The sequence below is a fragment of the Pseudomonas sp. NPDC089741 genome, from assembly GCF_044748825.1.
In the GTDB taxonomy this organism is placed as follows: Bacteria; Pseudomonadota; Gammaproteobacteria; order Pseudomonadales; family Pseudomonadaceae; genus Aquipseudomonas; species Aquipseudomonas helmanticensis.
Genome location: NZ_JBIVGT010000001.1, coordinates 259,650 through 274,537, shown reverse-complemented (window position 1 = coordinate 274,537; position 14,888 = coordinate 259,650). Strand labels below are relative to the sequence as shown.

Below are 14,888 nucleotides of genomic sequence, written 5' to 3'. Positions count from 1 at the left end.
CCCGAAGGTGGCTTGTTCATGCAGACCAATCAAGCGCTCTTAGTAAGCCTTGCCAGTCTTGTAGAAGTTCTCGAAGCAGAAGTTGGTCGCTTCGATGTAGCCTTCAGCACCACCGCAGTCGAAACGCTTGCCTTTGAATTTGTAGGCCATCACGCAGCCGTTCTGGGCTTGTTTCATCAGGGCGTCGGTGATCTGGATTTCGCCGCCCTTGCCTGGCTCGGTTTGTTCGATCAGGTCGAAAATGTCCGGGGTCAGGATGTAACGACCGATGATCGCCAGGTTCGACGGCGCGTCTTCCGGTTTTGGCTTCTCGACCATGCTGTGCACGCGATAGATGTCGTCGCGGATCATTTCGCCAGCGATAACGCCGTACTTGCTGGTTTCCTGCGGATCGACTTCCTGGATGGCGATGATCGAGCAGCGGAACTGCTTGTACAGCTTGACCATCTGGGTCAGTACGCCGTCGCCTTCGAGGTTGACGCACAGGTCATCCGCCAGTACCACGGCGAACGGTTCGTCACCGATCAGCGGGCGGCCGGTGAGGATCGCGTGGCCCAGACCTTTCATTTCGGTCTGACGGGTGTAAGAGAACGAACACTCGTCGAGCAGCTTGCGGATGCCGACCAGGTATTTCTCTTTGTCGGTACCCTTGATCTGGTTTTCCAGCTCGTAGCTGATGTCGAAGTGGTCTTCCAGAGCGCGCTTGCCACGACCGGTAACGATGGAGATTTGCGTCAGGCCAGCGTCCAGTGCTTCTTCGACGCCGTACTGGATCAGTGGCTTGTTTACCACCGGCAGCATTTCTTTAGGCATGGCTTTAGTCGCTGGCAGGAAGCGAGTACCGTAACCGGCTGCTGGGAACAAGCATTTCTTGATCATATAAGTCCTTGAAAGGGCTGTGTGTACGAGTTTCGGCGCAGTCTAATCAGGCGGCGTGCACCTTACAATGCCCCGCACTGGCTAACCGATGCCATCATAGAGAAATATTCTCGCCGATAGTTCCCTCGGCTTCTGCGCAGAGTCAGAACAGCGTAGCTCAAAGGCGCCGGCAAACTGCACAACCATACGCTCATCACACCCCAATGGGAGCATTTGCCGGTATCATGACGGCTTTGAACCAGCGAACGAGACAGATAGATGGCCGAAGCAAAAATCATCAACGGGTACACGGTCGACAAAGGCAAAGATGGCCAGTGGCACATCACCGCCAGCAATGGCGAAGATGTCTCCGGGCCGCTACCCAGCGAAGCGATGGCAATTGAAGTAGCGTCGGTGCTCGATTACACCCCTCCCGCGCCAAAGCGACGCGGCAAAACTCAGGACTGATCAGTCCCGAGATACAAAGAGCCCTGCCAGTGTGCAGGGCTTTTTTTGTGGCTGCGCAAAAACACGTGGCCAATCGCTATAACCTTTTCATACCGGCGCTGTCAGAGCGTCTAGTCCCCCTCGCTGAAGACGAACATAACCATGAACATGAACAGATTACTGCCCCTTCTCGCGGTATTGGCGCTGAGCGGCTGCGCCACGTCCGAAACCACGTACCTGAACAACGGCGAGCAGGGGTTGAGCATCGATTGCTCCGGCGAAGCCAATTCCTGGGCCACCTGCTATGAAAAAGCCGATGCTTCGTGCGCAGGCACCGGTTATCGCATCGTCGGTACCGACGGCACGCCACAGCCCAAGGAGAGCGACAAGACCCTGGGCGTCGACGTCGGCAACTATAAAAATCGCAGCGTGGTGGTGGTCTGCAAGTAAACCTTACATGTGAATTTCGGCGAACTTGATCCCGAGGCCGCGCACCACTTCGATCAAATCGTCGAGCCGGCCGAAAGATTCGACCTCATCGTTGTCATCCACCAGGAAATAACTGCGCCCGGCGCTTTTCTTGAAAAACACGATCCACTCCCCCGGGTTCGCCGGGTTCTGGATTACATGGGTGGCAGAGATCAGGCCCTCTGCGTGGCGTTCCCGTACTTGCTCTCGCTTCATCGCGACTCCAGAAATGAAAATGCCGCCACAGCATCACTGTGACGGCATCGATACTGATGACTGAACAGTCTATCAGCCGGAAATACACGCGTTGGCCGCGTTACGCACATCTCGTGGACGTACCGGCACATTGGACATGCGCTCATGCAGCTTGATGCTGCTGCCGCCGGAGCGATCTTCAATATCAAATACGGCGGCCGGGCCTGAGGAAAACTTCCCCGGAACGATCACACGAACGCCGTCCTTGTGCGGCTGCATCTGCAATGCACCACGGCTGTCCGCGAGTTTTTCGGCCAGGCATTGAGCATATTCATGGGGCTTCTTGCCGGAGATCACGCTCATGGTCGGCAATGTTTCATTGATTTCGGAAACATTCGCACAACCAGCCATAGCCAAAACCAACGGCACACACACCACACCCCACTTCATACAAAACCTCCGTTAAAGACCGTCCGACAGCACAAATGCCGTTTTTCTCCGGGGCCTTCTGCATTTAACCCGCATCCGATTGCGAATATCTGTTCAAAATTGTCAAACCAACGCCCGACGGCCAGATAATAACCCGTGCGGGCTGATAAACTGCGCCCAATCGACAAGCTATCGTTTTGATTTTGTAGAAAAAGCCCTTCTGGAGGCGCCCATGAAATTCATTCACCAGCGCGAACACCTCAACGAAGACGACATCGTCGTCATCCAATGCTCGCAAATGTGCAACATCCGTCTGATGAACGACGCCAACTTCCGCAGCTTCAAGAACGGCGGTCGTCACACCTATCACGGCGGCGCTTTCGACACCTTCCCGGCACGTATCACGGCGCCGAGCACCGGTTTCTGGAACATCACCATCGACACCGTCAACCGTCGGCCAATCAGCGTGACGCGCAAGCCGACCCTGACCCATTCGATCAAGATCATCCGCCGCTCCAGCACCAAACTCAGCTGAGACGCTCTGCCCATTCAAAAGGAATGCATGACCGTGGCCCAAACGACCAAATACGTCATCAAGTACAAACTCAACGGTGAGCGCCGCTTCGAGTTCGCGCAACTGGTAAACGGCACCGAAGCGGAAGCTCGGGCCGAGCTCGACAAAATCCACGGGAAGGAAGACCTGATCAGCGAAATCGCTGTCAGCAAAGCGCTGTAAGACACCGACAGCAATTTGACCGCAAGCGGCGGAGTGTTCTGCCGCCTGTCCTCGCTCAGACTGATCGACTCGACCTTGCGTCAAGGAGTCAGTATGTCGATGTCACCTTCCCGGCTGGACACCCTCGATTGGGCAGACCTGGAACAACAGCTGGATGAACACGGTTGCGCGGTCATTCGCGCGCTGCTGTCGAGTGAAAGCTGTGATCGCTTGAGTGCGCTGTATCCGCAGACCGAACCGTTTCGCGCGCAGGTGATCATGGCCCGCCACGGTTTCGGTCGTGGCGAGTACAAGTACTTCCGCTATCCGCTGCCCGCAACGGTCGAGCGCCTGCGCACCGCCCTGTATCCGCGCCTGGCGCCACTGGCGAATCGCTGGTACCAACGAATGAATCTACCCATCGAGTTTCCGCCCACGCACGCCGAATTCTTGCAGCGCTGCCATGCGGCTGGCCAGTTACGCCCTACTCCGCTGTTATTGCAGTACGGCCCGCAGGACTACAATTGCCTGCATCAGGATCTGTACGGCGAATCAGTGTTTCCACTGCAAGTGGCGATCCTTCTGTCAGAACCGGGGCTGGACTTTACCGGCGGTGAATTCGTCTTGACCGAGCAACGCCCGCGCATGCAAACACGCCCGCAAGTGCTGGACCTGAAAAAAGGTGACGCGCTGATCTTTGCCGTGAACCAGCGCCCGGTAAAAGGCACGCGCGGCGACTATCGGGTGACCATGCGTCATGGCGTCAGTCGCCTGCACAGTGGAAAACGGCATACCCTAGGCATCATCTTTCACGACGCGTCATGACTCTCATGCAACCGAGCAATTTCGACTTGTTCGCCGACCACGAACCCGAACAACAACCCCGTGCCGAGCAGATTGGCGAACAGTCATGGCTGCTGCGCGGTTTTGCCCTGCCGGTGGTCGATCAACTTTTGCCGGAACTGGACAGGATTCTGCTCGCAGCACCGTTGCGCCATATGATGACGCCCGGCGGCTTCAGCATGTCGGTGGGCACCAGCAACTGCGGAAAACTGGGTTGGATCACCGATCGCAGCGGTTATCGCTATGCAAGCGCCGATCCGCTCAGCGGCTTGCCGTGGCCGGCGATGCCAGCGGTGTTTGCCGATCTGGCACATTCGGCGGCAGCGCGAGCGGGGTTTACACATTTCGCGGCAGATTCCTGCCTGATCAACCAATATATCCCCGGTGCGAAGATGTCATTGCATCAGGACAAAGACGAAAACTCCTACGCTGCACCGATTGTTTCGCTGTCGCTCGGGTTGCCGGCGATGTTTCTTTTCGGTGGGTTCAATCGCAGTGACAAAAGCCAGCGGATTGCGCTGTTGCATGGCGACATGGTGGTCTGGGGCGGCGTTGATCGGTTGCGCTTTCACGGCGTCTTGCCGATCAAGCACGGTCGACACCCACGTCTGGGCGAACAACGGATCAACCTGACTTTTCGCGTCGCCGGCGAAATACCAAAAGTTTGACCGCAAGGCCCGGAGTGTTGCGCTTGCTGACTCTGGTTAACCTGAATCAAACAGGTCAACGGAAGAATCCACATGAAAACGCTTGCGCCTCTCAACATCGAAAACGATCCACGCTGGGCTGCCGTGGTTGCGCGTGACCCACAAGCTGACGGGCAGTTTGTCTATGCGGTGAAAACCACAGGCATCTATTGCCGCCCGAGCAGCCTTGCGCGGTTGCCGAAACCGCAGAATGTCGAGTTTTTCGAGACTGCCGAACAGGCTGAAGCGGCCGGCTATCGGCCGAGCAAACGCGCCAGCAAGGATCAAACCGAGGTCAGCGCGCAACACGCCGCCACAGTGGCAACAGCCTGTCGGCAGATAGAAGCCGCTGACACGCCACCGGCACTGAATGAACTCGCCGAAACCGCCGGTTTGAGCCCTTTTCATTTTCATCGGGTTTTCAAAGCCGCTACCGGCCTGACACCAAAAGGCTATGCCGCCGCCCATCGTTCACGTCGCGTGCGTGAGCGCCTGGTAGATGGCGGTTCGGTCACCGATGCGCTATACGATGCCGGTTTCAACTCCAATAGCCGTTTCTACGAATCAGCCGATCAGGTGCTGGGCATGAAGCCCGGTGATTTTCGCGCGGCCGGGCAGAACAACGATATTCGTTTTGCCGTTGGCCAGTGCTCGCTCGGGGCGATTCTGGTAGCGCAAAGTCAACGCGGGGTGTGCGCGATTCTGTTGGGTGAGGACCCGCACCAACTGGTCTGTGATCTGCAGGATCAATTTCGCAAAGCCAACCTGATCGGTGCCGATAGCGGCTTTGAGCAATTGATCGCCAAGGTTGTGGGATTTATAGAAGCGCCGGCGATTGGCCTGGATCTGCCCCTGGACGTCAGAGGCACGGCATTTCAGGAACGCGTCTGGCAAGCGCTGCGCGAAATCCCGGCGGGTAGCACGGCCAGTTACGCCGACATCGCCCAACGCATTGGCGCCCCCACCTCGATGCGCGCGGTGGCCCAGGCTTGCGGCGCCAACCGGCTGGCCGTGGCGATCCCTTGCCATCGCGTGGTTCGCAGCGATGGCAATCTCTCGGGTTATCGCTGGGGCGTCGAACGCAAGCGGCAGTTGCTCGAGCGCGAAATGCAGCCTTAACGAATGCCGATGTAGACCGCGACTGATTCGGGGCCGGTATAGGCTTCGAAGTCAGTCGCGTAACGCCGTTCAATCTGCGGATTGGCTTCGAAGAACGTCCAGATTTTCCCCCAGGTCGCAATCACCGCGTCGGGCAACGGTCCCTGTGCTTCGAACACCAGATAATCGCCAGCTTCAACCACCACAGCATCGAAACCTTCAGCAGGCTGAGTGACAGCAACGCCGGCGGTCACGTCGAACTGACCCGAAGCATCCGATTCGTAAGCTGAGTACACGCCGTAGACCGGAGAGTTCACTTGCTTGGCGGGCATGTCGTCAGCCAGTCCGCGAGCGAAAAACTCGCCCCACATCGGACCGATTTTTGCTGTCTCGGCCACATGCTCTGCAGCATTGCCGGTGCGGACACGCAAGCCTGAAACCGTGAACGAGTCGATCTGCTGTCGTTTCAAATCCATCGAAAATGCCACTCCCTGTCAATTGAAGTGCAGCGGGTAAGCGCCGCAATGGCGCCTACTCTGTCAGCGATTGACGTCGACCACAACCCTGCCCCGCAGCTTCCCGGCGAGTAGTTTTGGCGCCGCCTCGATGGCTTCGCTCAAGCCGATTTCGTCACTGATCAATGCCAGTAACGAGAAGTCCAGATCCTTGGCCAGACGATCCCAGGCCTCTATACGGCGCGCCTTGGGCTGGGTCACGCTGTTGATCCCGGCCAGCGTCACACCGCGCAAAATGAACGGCGCCACCGACGCGGGAAAGTCCATGCCCTGAGCCAGGCCGCAGGCTGCGACCGTGCCTTCCGAGCGGGTGCTGGCGCAGGCATTCGCCAGCGTGTGACTGCCGACCGAATCGACGACAGCTGCCCAACGTTCTTTGGCCAGAGGCTTGCCCGGCTCGGACAACGTCGCGCGATCGATGATTTCGACAGCGCCCAACTGTTGCAGATATTCATGCTCGGAGACCCGGCCCGTGGACGCGACCACGCGATAACCAAGCTTGCTCAGCAAGGCGATGGCAAAACTGCCGACACCGCCGTTGGCGCCTGTCACCAGCACTTCGCCCTGATCCGGCGTCACCCCGTTGCGCTCCAGCGCGAGGATGCACAGCATTGCCGTGTAGCCCGCCGTACCGATCGCCATGGCTTGCGCCGCCGTAAAGGCTTTGGGCAATGGAATCAGCCAGTCGCCGTTGAGCCGAGCCTTTTGCGCCAGCCCCCCCCAATGGTTTTCACCCACGCCCCAACCATTGAGCAACACCTGATCACCGACCTTGTAGTCCGGGTGCGAGCTGACCTCGACAGTGCCCGCCAGATCGATCCCCGGCACCATCGGAAACTTGCGCACCACCGGGCTGCTGCCGGTAATTGCCAGGCCATCCTTGAAGTTCAGCGTGCTGTAGGCAACCCGCACGGTGACATCGCCTGCGGGCAATTGGTCTTCGTTGATCTGCTGCAGGCTGGCGCGGTAACCGCTGTCGTCTTTGTCGATCAATATGGCGTTGAACATGACGGCCTCACTTGGCTGGTTTGAAGATTTCGTCCCTTGAAATACCACATCGCAACACGTTGCCACACTCGACTTTCCGCCAATCCAGCAATCCGCCGGGTATTTCCATGGCGGGCGGCTATGCTTTTTCGACGGTCGTACTTTCGCCGTTATTCCTTTTGAAATCGGCCTGTCGATGGAGCTGACGATGTCTTACCCGCGTTCGTTGTTTGTGATGTTGATCCTGTGTCTGCTGGCGTTTGGCAAGGTGTGCGCAGCCGCGGACGCTACGCCAGCGCAAACCGCCCCGGCGGCGCCGTCGTGGCCGCAAGTCATCACCAGCGGCAAGGCCAGACTGACGGTGTATCAACCACAACTCGACAGCTGGGATGGATACACCCTCAATGCCCGCGCGGCCGTCGAAGCCAGCGGTGCCGATGGCAAGTCCACTTACGGCATCGTCCAGTTCAGCGCCCACACCCTGGTCGACAAAGCCACGCGCTGGGTTGCGCTCGATCAATACAAGATCATCAAGGCGGATTTCCCCGCCGATGCCAGTCAGGCCAACACCTGGCTCGCAGCGCTGCAACAAGATGCCGAAAGCCGCAAGAAAACCATTTCCCTCGATCAGCTGGAAGCCGCTGTCGGCGTACTCTCGGCCGAACAGAAAGCCGACAGCGCGCCACTCGAAAACACGCCGCCGACGATCATCAGTTCCGAGGTTCCGGCACTGCTCGTCTATATCGATGGCGACGCCGCGTATCGCCCCGTCGAAGGCACCGCGCTGCAACGCGTGATCAATACTCGCCCGTTGTTGCTGAAGGATGAACAGGGCAAGCACTACCTGCACGTCTTCGATGGCTGGATGGTCGCTGACCGGTTGAACGGCGATTACACGCGCCTGGCTTCGCCACCGGCCGATCTGGAGAAGGCCAAACAGGCCGCGATCAAGAGCCGGCAAGTGGATCTGCTGACCGGGCAGAGTGATCCGAAAGACAAGATCCCCAGCCTCGCCAAGCCGCCACAACCAAAGATCGTTGTCGCCACCACGCCCACCGAGTTGCTGGTCACTGATGGCGCGCCGCAGTGGCTACCGATTCAGGGCACGGGCCTGTTATATGTGAGCAATACCACCGGGCATATTTTCAAGGAAATCGGCGACCAGAACAGCTATCTGCTGATTTCCGGTCGATGGTTTCGCGCCAGCGACATGAACGGCCCGTGGACGTTTACCCCGGCGGACAAATTGCCGGCAGATTTTGCCAACATCCCCGATGACAGCCCGAAAGAGAACGTCAAGGCGTCGGTGGCAGGCACCCCGCAAGCCAAGGAAGCGGCGATTGCCGCGAGCATTCCGCAGACCTCGGCGATCAAGAAAAGCGCGGTAAAAATGACCGCGCCGCAGTTCGACGGCGAACCGCAACTCAAGGCGATCGACAGCACGCCGCTGCAGTATGTGGTCAACAGCGCCACGCCGATAATCCGGGTCGACAACAACAGTTGGTGGGCGGTAGAGAACGGTATCTGGTTTAGCGCGACAACAGTGAATGGCCCTTGGGCCGTAGCCAGCTCGGTGCCGGCGGTGATCTATTCGATTCCGCCGAGCTCGCCCATGCATTACCTCACTTACGTCAAAGTCTATGAGTCCAGCGGCGATACCGTGGTTGTCGGTTACACCCCGGGTTATCAGGGCTCGAACCTCGATCCGGCGACCGGCGTCGTGGTCTACGGCACCGGTTATCCGTATACGCCGTGGGTCGGCAGTGTCTGGTATGGCCCGCCAGTCACCTACGGTTTTGGTGTCGCCATCCGTTACACACCCTGGACCGGCTGGACCTTCGGTTTCGGCTTCGGCTGGAGCTGGGGCGGCAGCACTGTCGCGATGGGCTGGGGCTGGGGCGCGTACCCGTGGTGGGGCAATTACGGCTGGGGCTACGCCTGGGGGCCGCACTTGTATCCGGCGCCACTGGCCTGGGGCGGCGCCGCGTACGGTTATCACGGCGGCGCAGTGGCGTGGGGGCCCGGCGGCTGGGCCGGGACGACCGGCAATATCTATCATCAATGGGGCGATCGGGCGACCGTCAGCCGCTCTGGCGCCGGGTACAACGCCTGGACCGGCAATCGCTGGGCCGGCCAGGTCGGTTCGTCCTATAACTCTCGCACCGGCGTTGCCGCCGCCGGCCAACGCGGCGCTGTACACAATGTCTACAACGGCAACTACGCCGCCGGGCGCAGTGGCGAAGTGGTCGGCCCCAACGGTGGCGCCATTGCCGGCGGGCGGGTCACTGCCGGCAATACCCGCAATGGCAGCCAGGTCACGGCCAATCGCGGCGCCGTGTATAACCCCAACACCGGCAATACCACGCAGTTCGGCGGCATTCACGGGCGCAACGGTGGCGCCGCGCACGTTGGCGACAACGTCTACGCCGGCCACGATGGCAACGTCTACAAACGCACCGACAGTGGCTGGCAATCAATGGTCGGCGGCAACGCTACGCGCACGGCGCCGATCAACAACAACGCACAACTGCAGAACCTCAATCGCGAATCCGCCGCGCGCAACGTTGGCAATCAGCGCACCAACAACTTTCATAACTCGTCGCAATTCATGAACCATTCGTTCGGGGGCGGCGGTGGTGGTGGATTCCATCGACGCTGAAAAACTGCACAGGCTGTTCTGAATTTCAGACTGGCTGCGGAGACGGTTTTGCTGTTAAAAAACTGCCTCCGTTTCGTTGTTCGGAGAACCGCTGTAATGAGCCAATGGCCAGACACCCGCATTCTTGATCTGCTTGGCATTCAATTGCCGATCATCCAGGGCCCGATGGCCGGGGCGACGAACTCGTCCATGGTGATAGCCGTGTGCAATGCCGGGGGCCTCGGTTCGATGCCGGCCGCCATGCTGAGCATCGAGCAATTGCGCGAAGAGCTGAAAACCATTCGTCAGCACACCGACAAACCGTTCAACGTCAATTTCTTCTGCCACCAGCCTCCGGCCGCCGATGAGCAACGCGCACAGGCGTGGAAAAATTTGCTGGAGCCGTATTACCGCGAACTGGGCGCCGATTTCGATGCACCGACACCAGTGTCCAATCGGGCGCCGTTCGATGCGGCTGCGTGTGAAGTGCTGGAAGAGTTTCGTCCTGAGGTGGTGAGCTTCCACTTTGGTCTACCGGAAAAGTCCCTGCTCAATCGGGTCAAGGCCACCGGGGCAAAGATCCTCTCGTCTGCGACCACGGTCGATGAAGCCATCTGGCTGGAAAACAACGGCTGCGACGCGATCATCGCCATGGGTTATGAAGCGGGTGGCCATCGCGGGATGTTTCTCAGCGAAGACTTGAGCAGCCAGGTCGGAACGTTTGCGCTGGTGCCCCAGATTGTCGATGCGGTGAGCGTGCCGGTGATTGCTGCCGGCGCAATTGGCGATTCGCGGGGGGTTGCCGCAGCGTTGATGCTTGGCGCGGCGGCGGTACAGGTCGGCACCGCCTACTTGTTTACACCGGAGGCGAAAGTCAGCGCCGCACATCACCAGGCATTGCGCACCGCCAAGGAAAGTGAAACCGCGATCACCAATATTTTCACCGGACGCCCGGCACGGGGTATTCTCAACCGCGCTATGCGTGAGCTGGGGCCGATGTCGTCGAAAGCCCCGGCATTTCCGTTGGCCGGTGGTGCGTTAATGCCGCTGCGAGCCAAGCGTGAGGCAGAGTTTGCCAACCTCTGGGCCGGGCAGGCATTCACGCTAGGCAAAGAGCTCGGCAGCGCTGAATTGACCCGGCAATTGGCGGATGGGGCTTTGGCGAAACTCAAGTAGCGACGGGCTTGAGTCGGCGCCGCTGTCCAGCGGCGCTCACCCCTGTTTGAACCAGTACTTCCCGTTTGGCGGCATTTCGCTATATATTTCGCTATATAGCGAATTCACCCCTCGCATCGGCGCAGTCCACCTCCAACAATAACTGCCCAGTGCACACGCCAACAACGGAGCTGTTACATGACCATTCGTGCCTCACGTTTTGCCCCTACCTGCCTGGCCGCTTTGCTGGCGACCTTCGCCATTGGCGCTGCCCAGGCAGATGAAGTCCAGGTAGCGGTAGCCGCCAACTTCACTGCACCGATCCAGGCGATCGCTGCCGATTTCGAAAAAGACACCGGGCACAAACTGGTTGCAGCCTATGGCGCTACTGGTCAGTTCTATACCCAAATCAAGAACGGCGCACCGTTCGAAGTGTTCCTCTCGGCTGACGACACGACCCCGGAAAAACTCGAAAAAGAAGGCGACACCGTTAAGGGCTCGCGCTTCACCTACGCCATCGGCACCCTGGCACTGTGGTCGGCAAAAGAAGGTTATGTCGACGCCAAGGGCGAGGTTCTGAAAAAGAACGAATACCAGCATCTGTCCATCGCCAACCCGAAAGCCGCGCCATATGGCCTGGCCGCCACCCAGGTGCTGGAAAAACTCAAACTGACCGAAGCGACCAAAGCCAAGATCGTTGAAGGCCAGAACATCACTCAGGCCTACCAGTTCGTTTCCACCGGCAACGCCGAACTCGGCTTCGTAGCGCTGTCGCAGATTTACAAGGACGGCAAAGTCACCAGCGGTTCGGCGTGGATCGTGCCTGCCAGCATGCACGACCCGATCAAACAGGACGCCGTGATTCTCAACAAAGGCAAGGACAACGCCGCCGCCAAAGCGCTGGTTGAATACCTCAAAGGCCCGAAAGCCGCTGCGGTGATCAAGTCCTACGGCTACCAGCTCTAAATGTCGCTGACGAGTGCCGATTTCGCGGCGATCTGGCTGACCCTGAAACTGGCGTCCCTGACCACCGCAATCCTGCTGGTTGTCGGCACTCCGATTGCCATGTGGTTGTCGCGCAGCCGTTCGTGGTTGCGCGGCCCGATCGGGGCGATCGTCGCCCTGCCCCTCGTGCTGCCTCCCACCGTCATTGGTTTCTATCTGTTGCTGATGATGGGCCCGCACGGTTTTCTCGGCCAATTCACCCAATGGCTGGGGCTGGGCACTCTGACTTTCAGTTTCACCGGCCTGGTGATCGGTTCGGTGATCTATTCCATGCCGTTCGTGGTGCAACCGTTGCAAAACGCGTTCTCGGCAATCGGCACCCGCCCACTGGAAGTGGCCGCAACATTGCGCGCCAATCCCTGGGACACTTTTTTCAGCGTGATTCTGCCTTTGGCGCGCCCCGGTTTTGTCACCGCGGCGATCCTCGGATTCGCGCATACCGTCGGTGAATTCGGCGTGGTACTGATGATCGGCGGCAACATTCCCGACAAGACCCGCGTGGTCTCGGTGCAGATCTATGACCACGTCGAAGCGATGGAATACGCCCAGGCCCATTGGCTGGCCGGGGCGATGCTAGTGTTCTCGTTCCTCGTATTGCTGGCGTTGTACTCCAGCCGCAAAACCCGCGCAGGCTGGAGCTGATCGATGATTGATGCACGTTTGCAACTCGCCTATTCAGGCTTCAGCCTCGACATCGATCTACATCTGCCGGGTCGCGGAGTCAGCGCGTTGTTCGGCCATTCCGGCTCGGGCAAAACCACTTGCCTGCGCTGCATCGCCGGGCTGGAACGTGCCGAACAAGGCTTCGTGCAGATCAACGATGAAATCTGGCAGGACAGCGACAACGGCATTTTTGTCCCGCCGCACAAACGCGCGCTCGGTTACGTGTTTCAGGAAGCCAGCCTGTTTCCGCACCTGTCAGTGCTGGCCAATCTGCAATTCGGTCTGAAGCGTATCGCCAAGTCGCAACGCCGCGTCGACATGGCGCAAGCCACCGAACTGCTTGGTATCGGCCATTTGCTGGAGCGTCATCCGCAACACCTTTCCGGTGGTGAACGCCAACGGGTCGGCATCGCCCGCGCCTTGTTGACCAGCCCGAAACTGCTGCTGATGGATGAACCGCTGGCCGCGCTCGACAGCCAGCGTAAAAACGAAATCCTGCCATACCTGCAACGCCTGCATGACGAACTGGATATTCCGGTGTTGTACGTCAGCCATGCGCAAGACGAAGTCGCACGGCTTGCCGATCACTTGGTGCTGCTTAGCGACGGCAAAGCCTTGGCCAGCGGACCGATCGGCGAAACCCTGGCGCGCCTCGACTTGCCAATGGCGCTGGGCGACGACGCCGGGGTGATCATTGAAGGTCAGGTCAGCGACTACGATACCGAGTATCAATTGCTCAGCCTGCAACTGCCGGCCACCGAAATTGCCATTCGTGTGACGCACGCACCGATGGCGGTGGGTCAGGCCTTGCGCTGCAAGGTGCACGCACGCGACATCAGCCTGACCCTGCAAAACAATGAGTTCAGCAGCATTCTCAATCGTCTGCCGGTGACGGTGGTCAGCGAGCAGGCAGCGGACAACGCTGCGCATGTGCTGATCCGTCTCGACGCTGCCGGCACACCGTTGCTGGCGCGGATCACGCGGTTCTCGCGGGATCAGTTGGGCGTGCATCCAGGGCAGCGGCTTTGGGCGCAGATCAAGGCAGTCGCGGTCCTCGCCTGAATCATTCGGCACGACGGCAACGGCGTGCGGTCAATCGTTTTACAGACCGCCGCGCCACCGAAGGAAGCCGCCATGCCCGACACTGCGCTGACTGACGCACTGCCATCCGACCTGCATTACGTCGACGACACCCAGCCGGGGATTACCCGCAAGAAGCTGCGCGGCAAGTTCAGCTATTTCGAGCCGTCGGGCCAGCGCATCAGCGATCCCGATGAAATCAAACGCATCAACGCCCTCGCCGTGCCGCCGGCCTACACCGACGTGTGGATCTGCCCCGACCCGCGCGGTCACCTGCAAGCCACCGGCCGCGACGCCCGCGGTCGCAAGCAATATCGCTATCACTCGCGCTGGCGCGAAGTACGCGATGCCGACAAGTATTCGCGCCTGCGTGAATTTGGCCTGGCGTTGCCGAAACTGCGCAAACAGCTGGAAGCACTCTTGGCCGCACCCGGTTTCAGCCGGGACAAGGTCATGGCCACGGTGATCACGTTGCTCGACGCGACGTTGATCCGGGTCGGTAACACGCAGTACGCCCGCGACAATCGCTCCTACGGCCTGACCACGTTGCGCAGCCGCCATGTCGAGATCAACGGCAGCGCGATTCTGTTCCAGTTTCGGGGCAAGAGCGGCATCGAACACCAGATCACCATCAAAGATCGACGCCTGGCGCGCATCATCAAGCGTTGCCTGGAAATTCCCGGGCAGAACCTGTTCCAGTACCTGGATGAAAACGGTGAGCGGCACACGGTCAGCTCTTCCGACGTCAACACCTACCTGCAAACCCTGACCGGCGCCGACTTTACCGCCAAGGACTACCGCACCTGGGCCGGCAGCGCGCTGGCCTTGGCGGTGCTGCGCCAACTGACCCACGAAACCGAAACCGAAGCCAAGCGCCATGTCGTCGAGACGGTCAAAGGCGTGGCCAAGCAGTTGGGCAACACGCCGGCAGTGTGCCGCAAGTGCTATATCCACCCTGCCGTGGTGGAAAAATTCATGCTCGGTGCCCTCGCCGAACTGCCGCGACCCCGCGTGCGCAAAGGGCTGCGTGCCGAGGAAGTGGCGCTGGCGATGTTCCTCGAACAGATGAGCGAAATGACCGACGCACCTTGATCATCGTTTCAGCG

The 14,888-nt window shown here is 59.5% G+C and carries 18 protein-coding genes; 13 read left to right on the top strand and 5 right to left on the bottom strand.

Translation table 11 applies throughout. The features are described 5' to 3' along the window. Window positions 1-39: 39 nt before the first annotated feature. A complete protein-coding gene (gene galU, locus ACIPZE_RS01275) occupies window positions 40-879 on the bottom strand; it encodes a UTP--glucose-1-phosphate uridylyltransferase GalU (RefSeq protein WP_129394025.1) in 840 nt (279 codons plus the stop codon). A 258-nt stretch (window positions 880-1,137) separates the two neighbouring features. Between galU and ACIPZE_RS01270 the strand changes: the two genes are divergently transcribed. Continuing rightward, on the top strand, window positions 1,138-1,326 hold the full coding sequence (locus ACIPZE_RS01270) for a hypothetical protein (RefSeq protein ID WP_283436387.1): 189 nt from the start codon (window positions 1,138-1,140) through the stop codon (window positions 1,324-1,326). A 147-nt stretch (window positions 1,327-1,473) separates the two neighbouring features. After that, window positions 1,474-1,755 carry a hypothetical protein gene (locus ACIPZE_RS01265; RefSeq protein WP_174823971.1) on the top strand — a complete coding sequence of 94 codons (282 nt, stop codon included), beginning with the start codon at window positions 1,474-1,476 and terminating at the stop codon, window positions 1,753-1,755. Window positions 1,756-1,758: 3 nt separating this feature from the next. On the opposite strand, the gene ACIPZE_RS01260 is transcribed toward ACIPZE_RS01265, so the two are convergent. Both ACIPZE_RS01260 and ACIPZE_RS01255 read right to left on the bottom strand, forming a co-directional pair. Further along, on the bottom strand, window positions 1,759-1,989 hold the full coding sequence (locus ACIPZE_RS01260) for a hypothetical protein (RefSeq protein WP_064390226.1): 231 nt from the start codon (window positions 1,987-1,989) through the stop codon (window positions 1,759-1,761). 72 nt (window positions 1,990-2,061) lie between these two features. After that, window positions 2,062-2,418: a hypothetical protein gene (locus ACIPZE_RS01255; protein ID WP_129394030.1), complete on the bottom strand. Its 357-nt coding sequence runs from the start codon at window positions 2,416-2,418 to the stop codon at window positions 2,062-2,064. A 211-nt stretch (window positions 2,419-2,629) separates the two neighbouring features. Here ACIPZE_RS01255 and ACIPZE_RS01250 point away from each other — a divergent pair, with 211 nt between their 5' ends. From ACIPZE_RS01250 to ada, 5 genes are all read left to right on the top strand, one after another. Then, window positions 2,630-2,932, top strand: a complete 303-nt coding sequence (locus ACIPZE_RS01250; protein WP_016984992.1) for a DUF1883 domain-containing protein — start codon at window positions 2,630-2,632, stop codon at window positions 2,930-2,932. A gap of 27 nt (window positions 2,933-2,959) precedes the next feature. After that, window positions 2,960-3,133, top strand: a complete 174-nt coding sequence (locus tag ACIPZE_RS01245) for a hypothetical protein (RefSeq protein ID WP_164979434.1) — start codon at window positions 2,960-2,962, stop codon at window positions 3,131-3,133. Between the two features lie 93 nt (window positions 3,134-3,226). Then, window positions 3,227-3,937 carry a 2OG-Fe(II) oxygenase gene (locus ACIPZE_RS01240; RefSeq protein WP_283436386.1) on the top strand — a complete coding sequence of 237 codons (711 nt, stop codon included), beginning with the start codon at window positions 3,227-3,229 and terminating at the stop codon, window positions 3,935-3,937. A 5-nt stretch (window positions 3,938-3,942) separates the two neighbouring features. Further along, window positions 3,943-4,623 (top strand): DNA oxidative demethylase AlkB, encoded by a 681-nt coding sequence (gene alkB / locus ACIPZE_RS01235; protein WP_283438619.1) that lies wholly within the window; start codon window positions 3,943-3,945, stop codon window positions 4,621-4,623. 72 nt (window positions 4,624-4,695) lie between these two features. Then, the gene (gene ada, locus ACIPZE_RS01230; protein ID WP_400770673.1) at window positions 4,696-5,760 is read left to right on the top strand and encodes a bifunctional DNA-binding transcriptional regulator/O6-methylguanine-DNA methyltransferase Ada; all 1,065 of its coding nucleotides are present in this window, start codon (window positions 4,696-4,698) and stop codon (window positions 5,758-5,760) included. On the opposite strand, the gene ACIPZE_RS01225 is transcribed toward ada, so the two are convergent. Together ACIPZE_RS01225 and ACIPZE_RS01220 are read right to left on the bottom strand one after the other, a co-directional pair. Continuing rightward, complete coding sequence (locus ACIPZE_RS01225; RefSeq protein ID WP_283436384.1) at window positions 5,757-6,215, bottom strand: GyrI-like domain-containing protein; 459 nt, start codon at window positions 6,213-6,215, stop codon at window positions 5,757-5,759. The genes ada and ACIPZE_RS01225 overlap by 4 nt on opposite strands. A gap of 63 nt (window positions 6,216-6,278) precedes the next feature. Further along, on the bottom strand, window positions 6,279-7,262 hold the full coding sequence (locus tag ACIPZE_RS01220) for an MDR family oxidoreductase (RefSeq protein WP_400770671.1): 984 nt from the start codon (window positions 7,260-7,262) through the stop codon (window positions 6,279-6,281). Window positions 7,263-7,449: 187 nt separating this feature from the next. On the opposite strand from ACIPZE_RS01220, the gene ACIPZE_RS01215 reads away from it, so the two are divergent. The 6 genes from ACIPZE_RS01215 (at window position 7,450) to ACIPZE_RS01190 (ending at window position 14,874) form a co-directional block, all read left to right on the top strand. Continuing rightward, window positions 7,450-9,900, top strand: a complete 2,451-nt coding sequence (locus ACIPZE_RS01215; protein WP_400770669.1) for an autotransporter — start codon at window positions 7,450-7,452, stop codon at window positions 9,898-9,900. A gap of 96 nt (window positions 9,901-9,996) precedes the next feature. After that, window positions 9,997-11,055: a nitronate monooxygenase family protein gene (locus ACIPZE_RS01210; RefSeq protein WP_283436381.1), complete on the top strand. Its 1,059-nt coding sequence runs from the start codon at window positions 9,997-9,999 to the stop codon at window positions 11,053-11,055. Between the two features lie 177 nt (window positions 11,056-11,232). Further along, window positions 11,233-12,000, top strand: coding sequence for a molybdate ABC transporter substrate-binding protein (gene modA, locus ACIPZE_RS01205; protein WP_129394043.1), 768 nt, complete (start codon window positions 11,233-11,235; stop codon window positions 11,998-12,000). Then, window positions 12,001-12,681: a molybdate ABC transporter permease subunit gene (gene modB / locus ACIPZE_RS01200; protein ID WP_400770667.1), complete on the top strand. Its 681-nt coding sequence runs from the start codon at window positions 12,001-12,003 to the stop codon at window positions 12,679-12,681. A 3-nt stretch (window positions 12,682-12,684) separates the two neighbouring features. Next, window positions 12,685-13,764 carry a molybdenum ABC transporter ATP-binding protein gene (gene modC / locus ACIPZE_RS01195; protein ID WP_283436380.1) on the top strand — a complete coding sequence of 360 codons (1,080 nt, stop codon included), beginning with the start codon at window positions 12,685-12,687 and terminating at the stop codon, window positions 13,762-13,764. 72 nt (window positions 13,765-13,836) lie between these two features. Beyond that, window positions 13,837-14,874, top strand: coding sequence for a DNA topoisomerase IB (locus ACIPZE_RS01190; protein WP_283436379.1), 1,038 nt, complete (start codon window positions 13,837-13,839; stop codon window positions 14,872-14,874). The last annotated feature ends 14 nt before the right edge of the window (window positions 14,875-14,888 follow it).

What these genes read in the sequence shown, in the direction of transcription:
- galU (WP_129394025.1), bottom strand. Translation starts at nt 879, where the DNA reads ATGATCAAGAAATGCTTGTTCCCAGCAGCCGGTTACGGTACTCGCTTC.
- ACIPZE_RS01270 (WP_283436387.1), top strand. Translation starts at nt 1,138, where the DNA reads ATGGCCGAAGCAAAAATCATCAACGGGTACACGGTCGACAAAGGCAAA.
- ACIPZE_RS01265 (WP_174823971.1), top strand. Translation starts at nt 1,474, where the DNA reads ATGAACAGATTACTGCCCCTTCTCGCGGTATTGGCGCTGAGCGGCTGC.
- ACIPZE_RS01260 (WP_064390226.1), bottom strand. Translation starts at nt 1,989, where the DNA reads ATGAAGCGAGAGCAAGTACGGGAACGCCACGCAGAGGGCCTGATCTCT.
- ACIPZE_RS01255 (WP_129394030.1), bottom strand. Translation starts at nt 2,418, where the DNA reads ATGAAGTGGGGTGTGGTGTGTGTGCCGTTGGTTTTGGCTATGGCTGGT.
- ACIPZE_RS01250 (WP_016984992.1), top strand. Translation starts at nt 2,630, where the DNA reads ATGAAATTCATTCACCAGCGCGAACACCTCAACGAAGACGACATCGTC.
- ACIPZE_RS01245 (WP_164979434.1), top strand. Translation starts at nt 2,960, where the DNA reads ATGACCGTGGCCCAAACGACCAAATACGTCATCAAGTACAAACTCAAC.
- ACIPZE_RS01240 (WP_283436386.1), top strand. Translation starts at nt 3,227, where the DNA reads ATGTCGATGTCACCTTCCCGGCTGGACACCCTCGATTGGGCAGACCTG.
- alkB (WP_283438619.1), top strand. Translation starts at nt 3,943, where the DNA reads ATGCAACCGAGCAATTTCGACTTGTTCGCCGACCACGAACCCGAACAA.
- ada (WP_400770673.1), top strand. Translation starts at nt 4,696, where the DNA reads ATGAAAACGCTTGCGCCTCTCAACATCGAAAACGATCCACGCTGGGCT.
- ACIPZE_RS01225 (WP_283436384.1), bottom strand. Translation starts at nt 6,215, where the DNA reads ATGGATTTGAAACGACAGCAGATCGACTCGTTCACGGTTTCAGGCTTG.
- ACIPZE_RS01220 (WP_400770671.1), bottom strand. Translation starts at nt 7,262, where the DNA reads ATGTTCAACGCCATATTGATCGACAAAGACGACAGCGGTTACCGCGCC.
- ACIPZE_RS01215 (WP_400770669.1), top strand. Translation starts at nt 7,450, where the DNA reads ATGTCTTACCCGCGTTCGTTGTTTGTGATGTTGATCCTGTGTCTGCTG.
- ACIPZE_RS01210 (WP_283436381.1), top strand. Translation starts at nt 9,997, where the DNA reads ATGAGCCAATGGCCAGACACCCGCATTCTTGATCTGCTTGGCATTCAA.
- modA (WP_129394043.1), top strand. Translation starts at nt 11,233, where the DNA reads ATGACCATTCGTGCCTCACGTTTTGCCCCTACCTGCCTGGCCGCTTTG.
- modB (WP_400770667.1), top strand. Translation starts at nt 12,001, where the DNA reads ATGTCGCTGACGAGTGCCGATTTCGCGGCGATCTGGCTGACCCTGAAA.
- modC (WP_283436380.1), top strand. Translation starts at nt 12,685, where the DNA reads ATGATTGATGCACGTTTGCAACTCGCCTATTCAGGCTTCAGCCTCGAC.
- ACIPZE_RS01190 (WP_283436379.1), top strand. Translation starts at nt 13,837, where the DNA reads ATGCCCGACACTGCGCTGACTGACGCACTGCCATCCGACCTGCATTAC.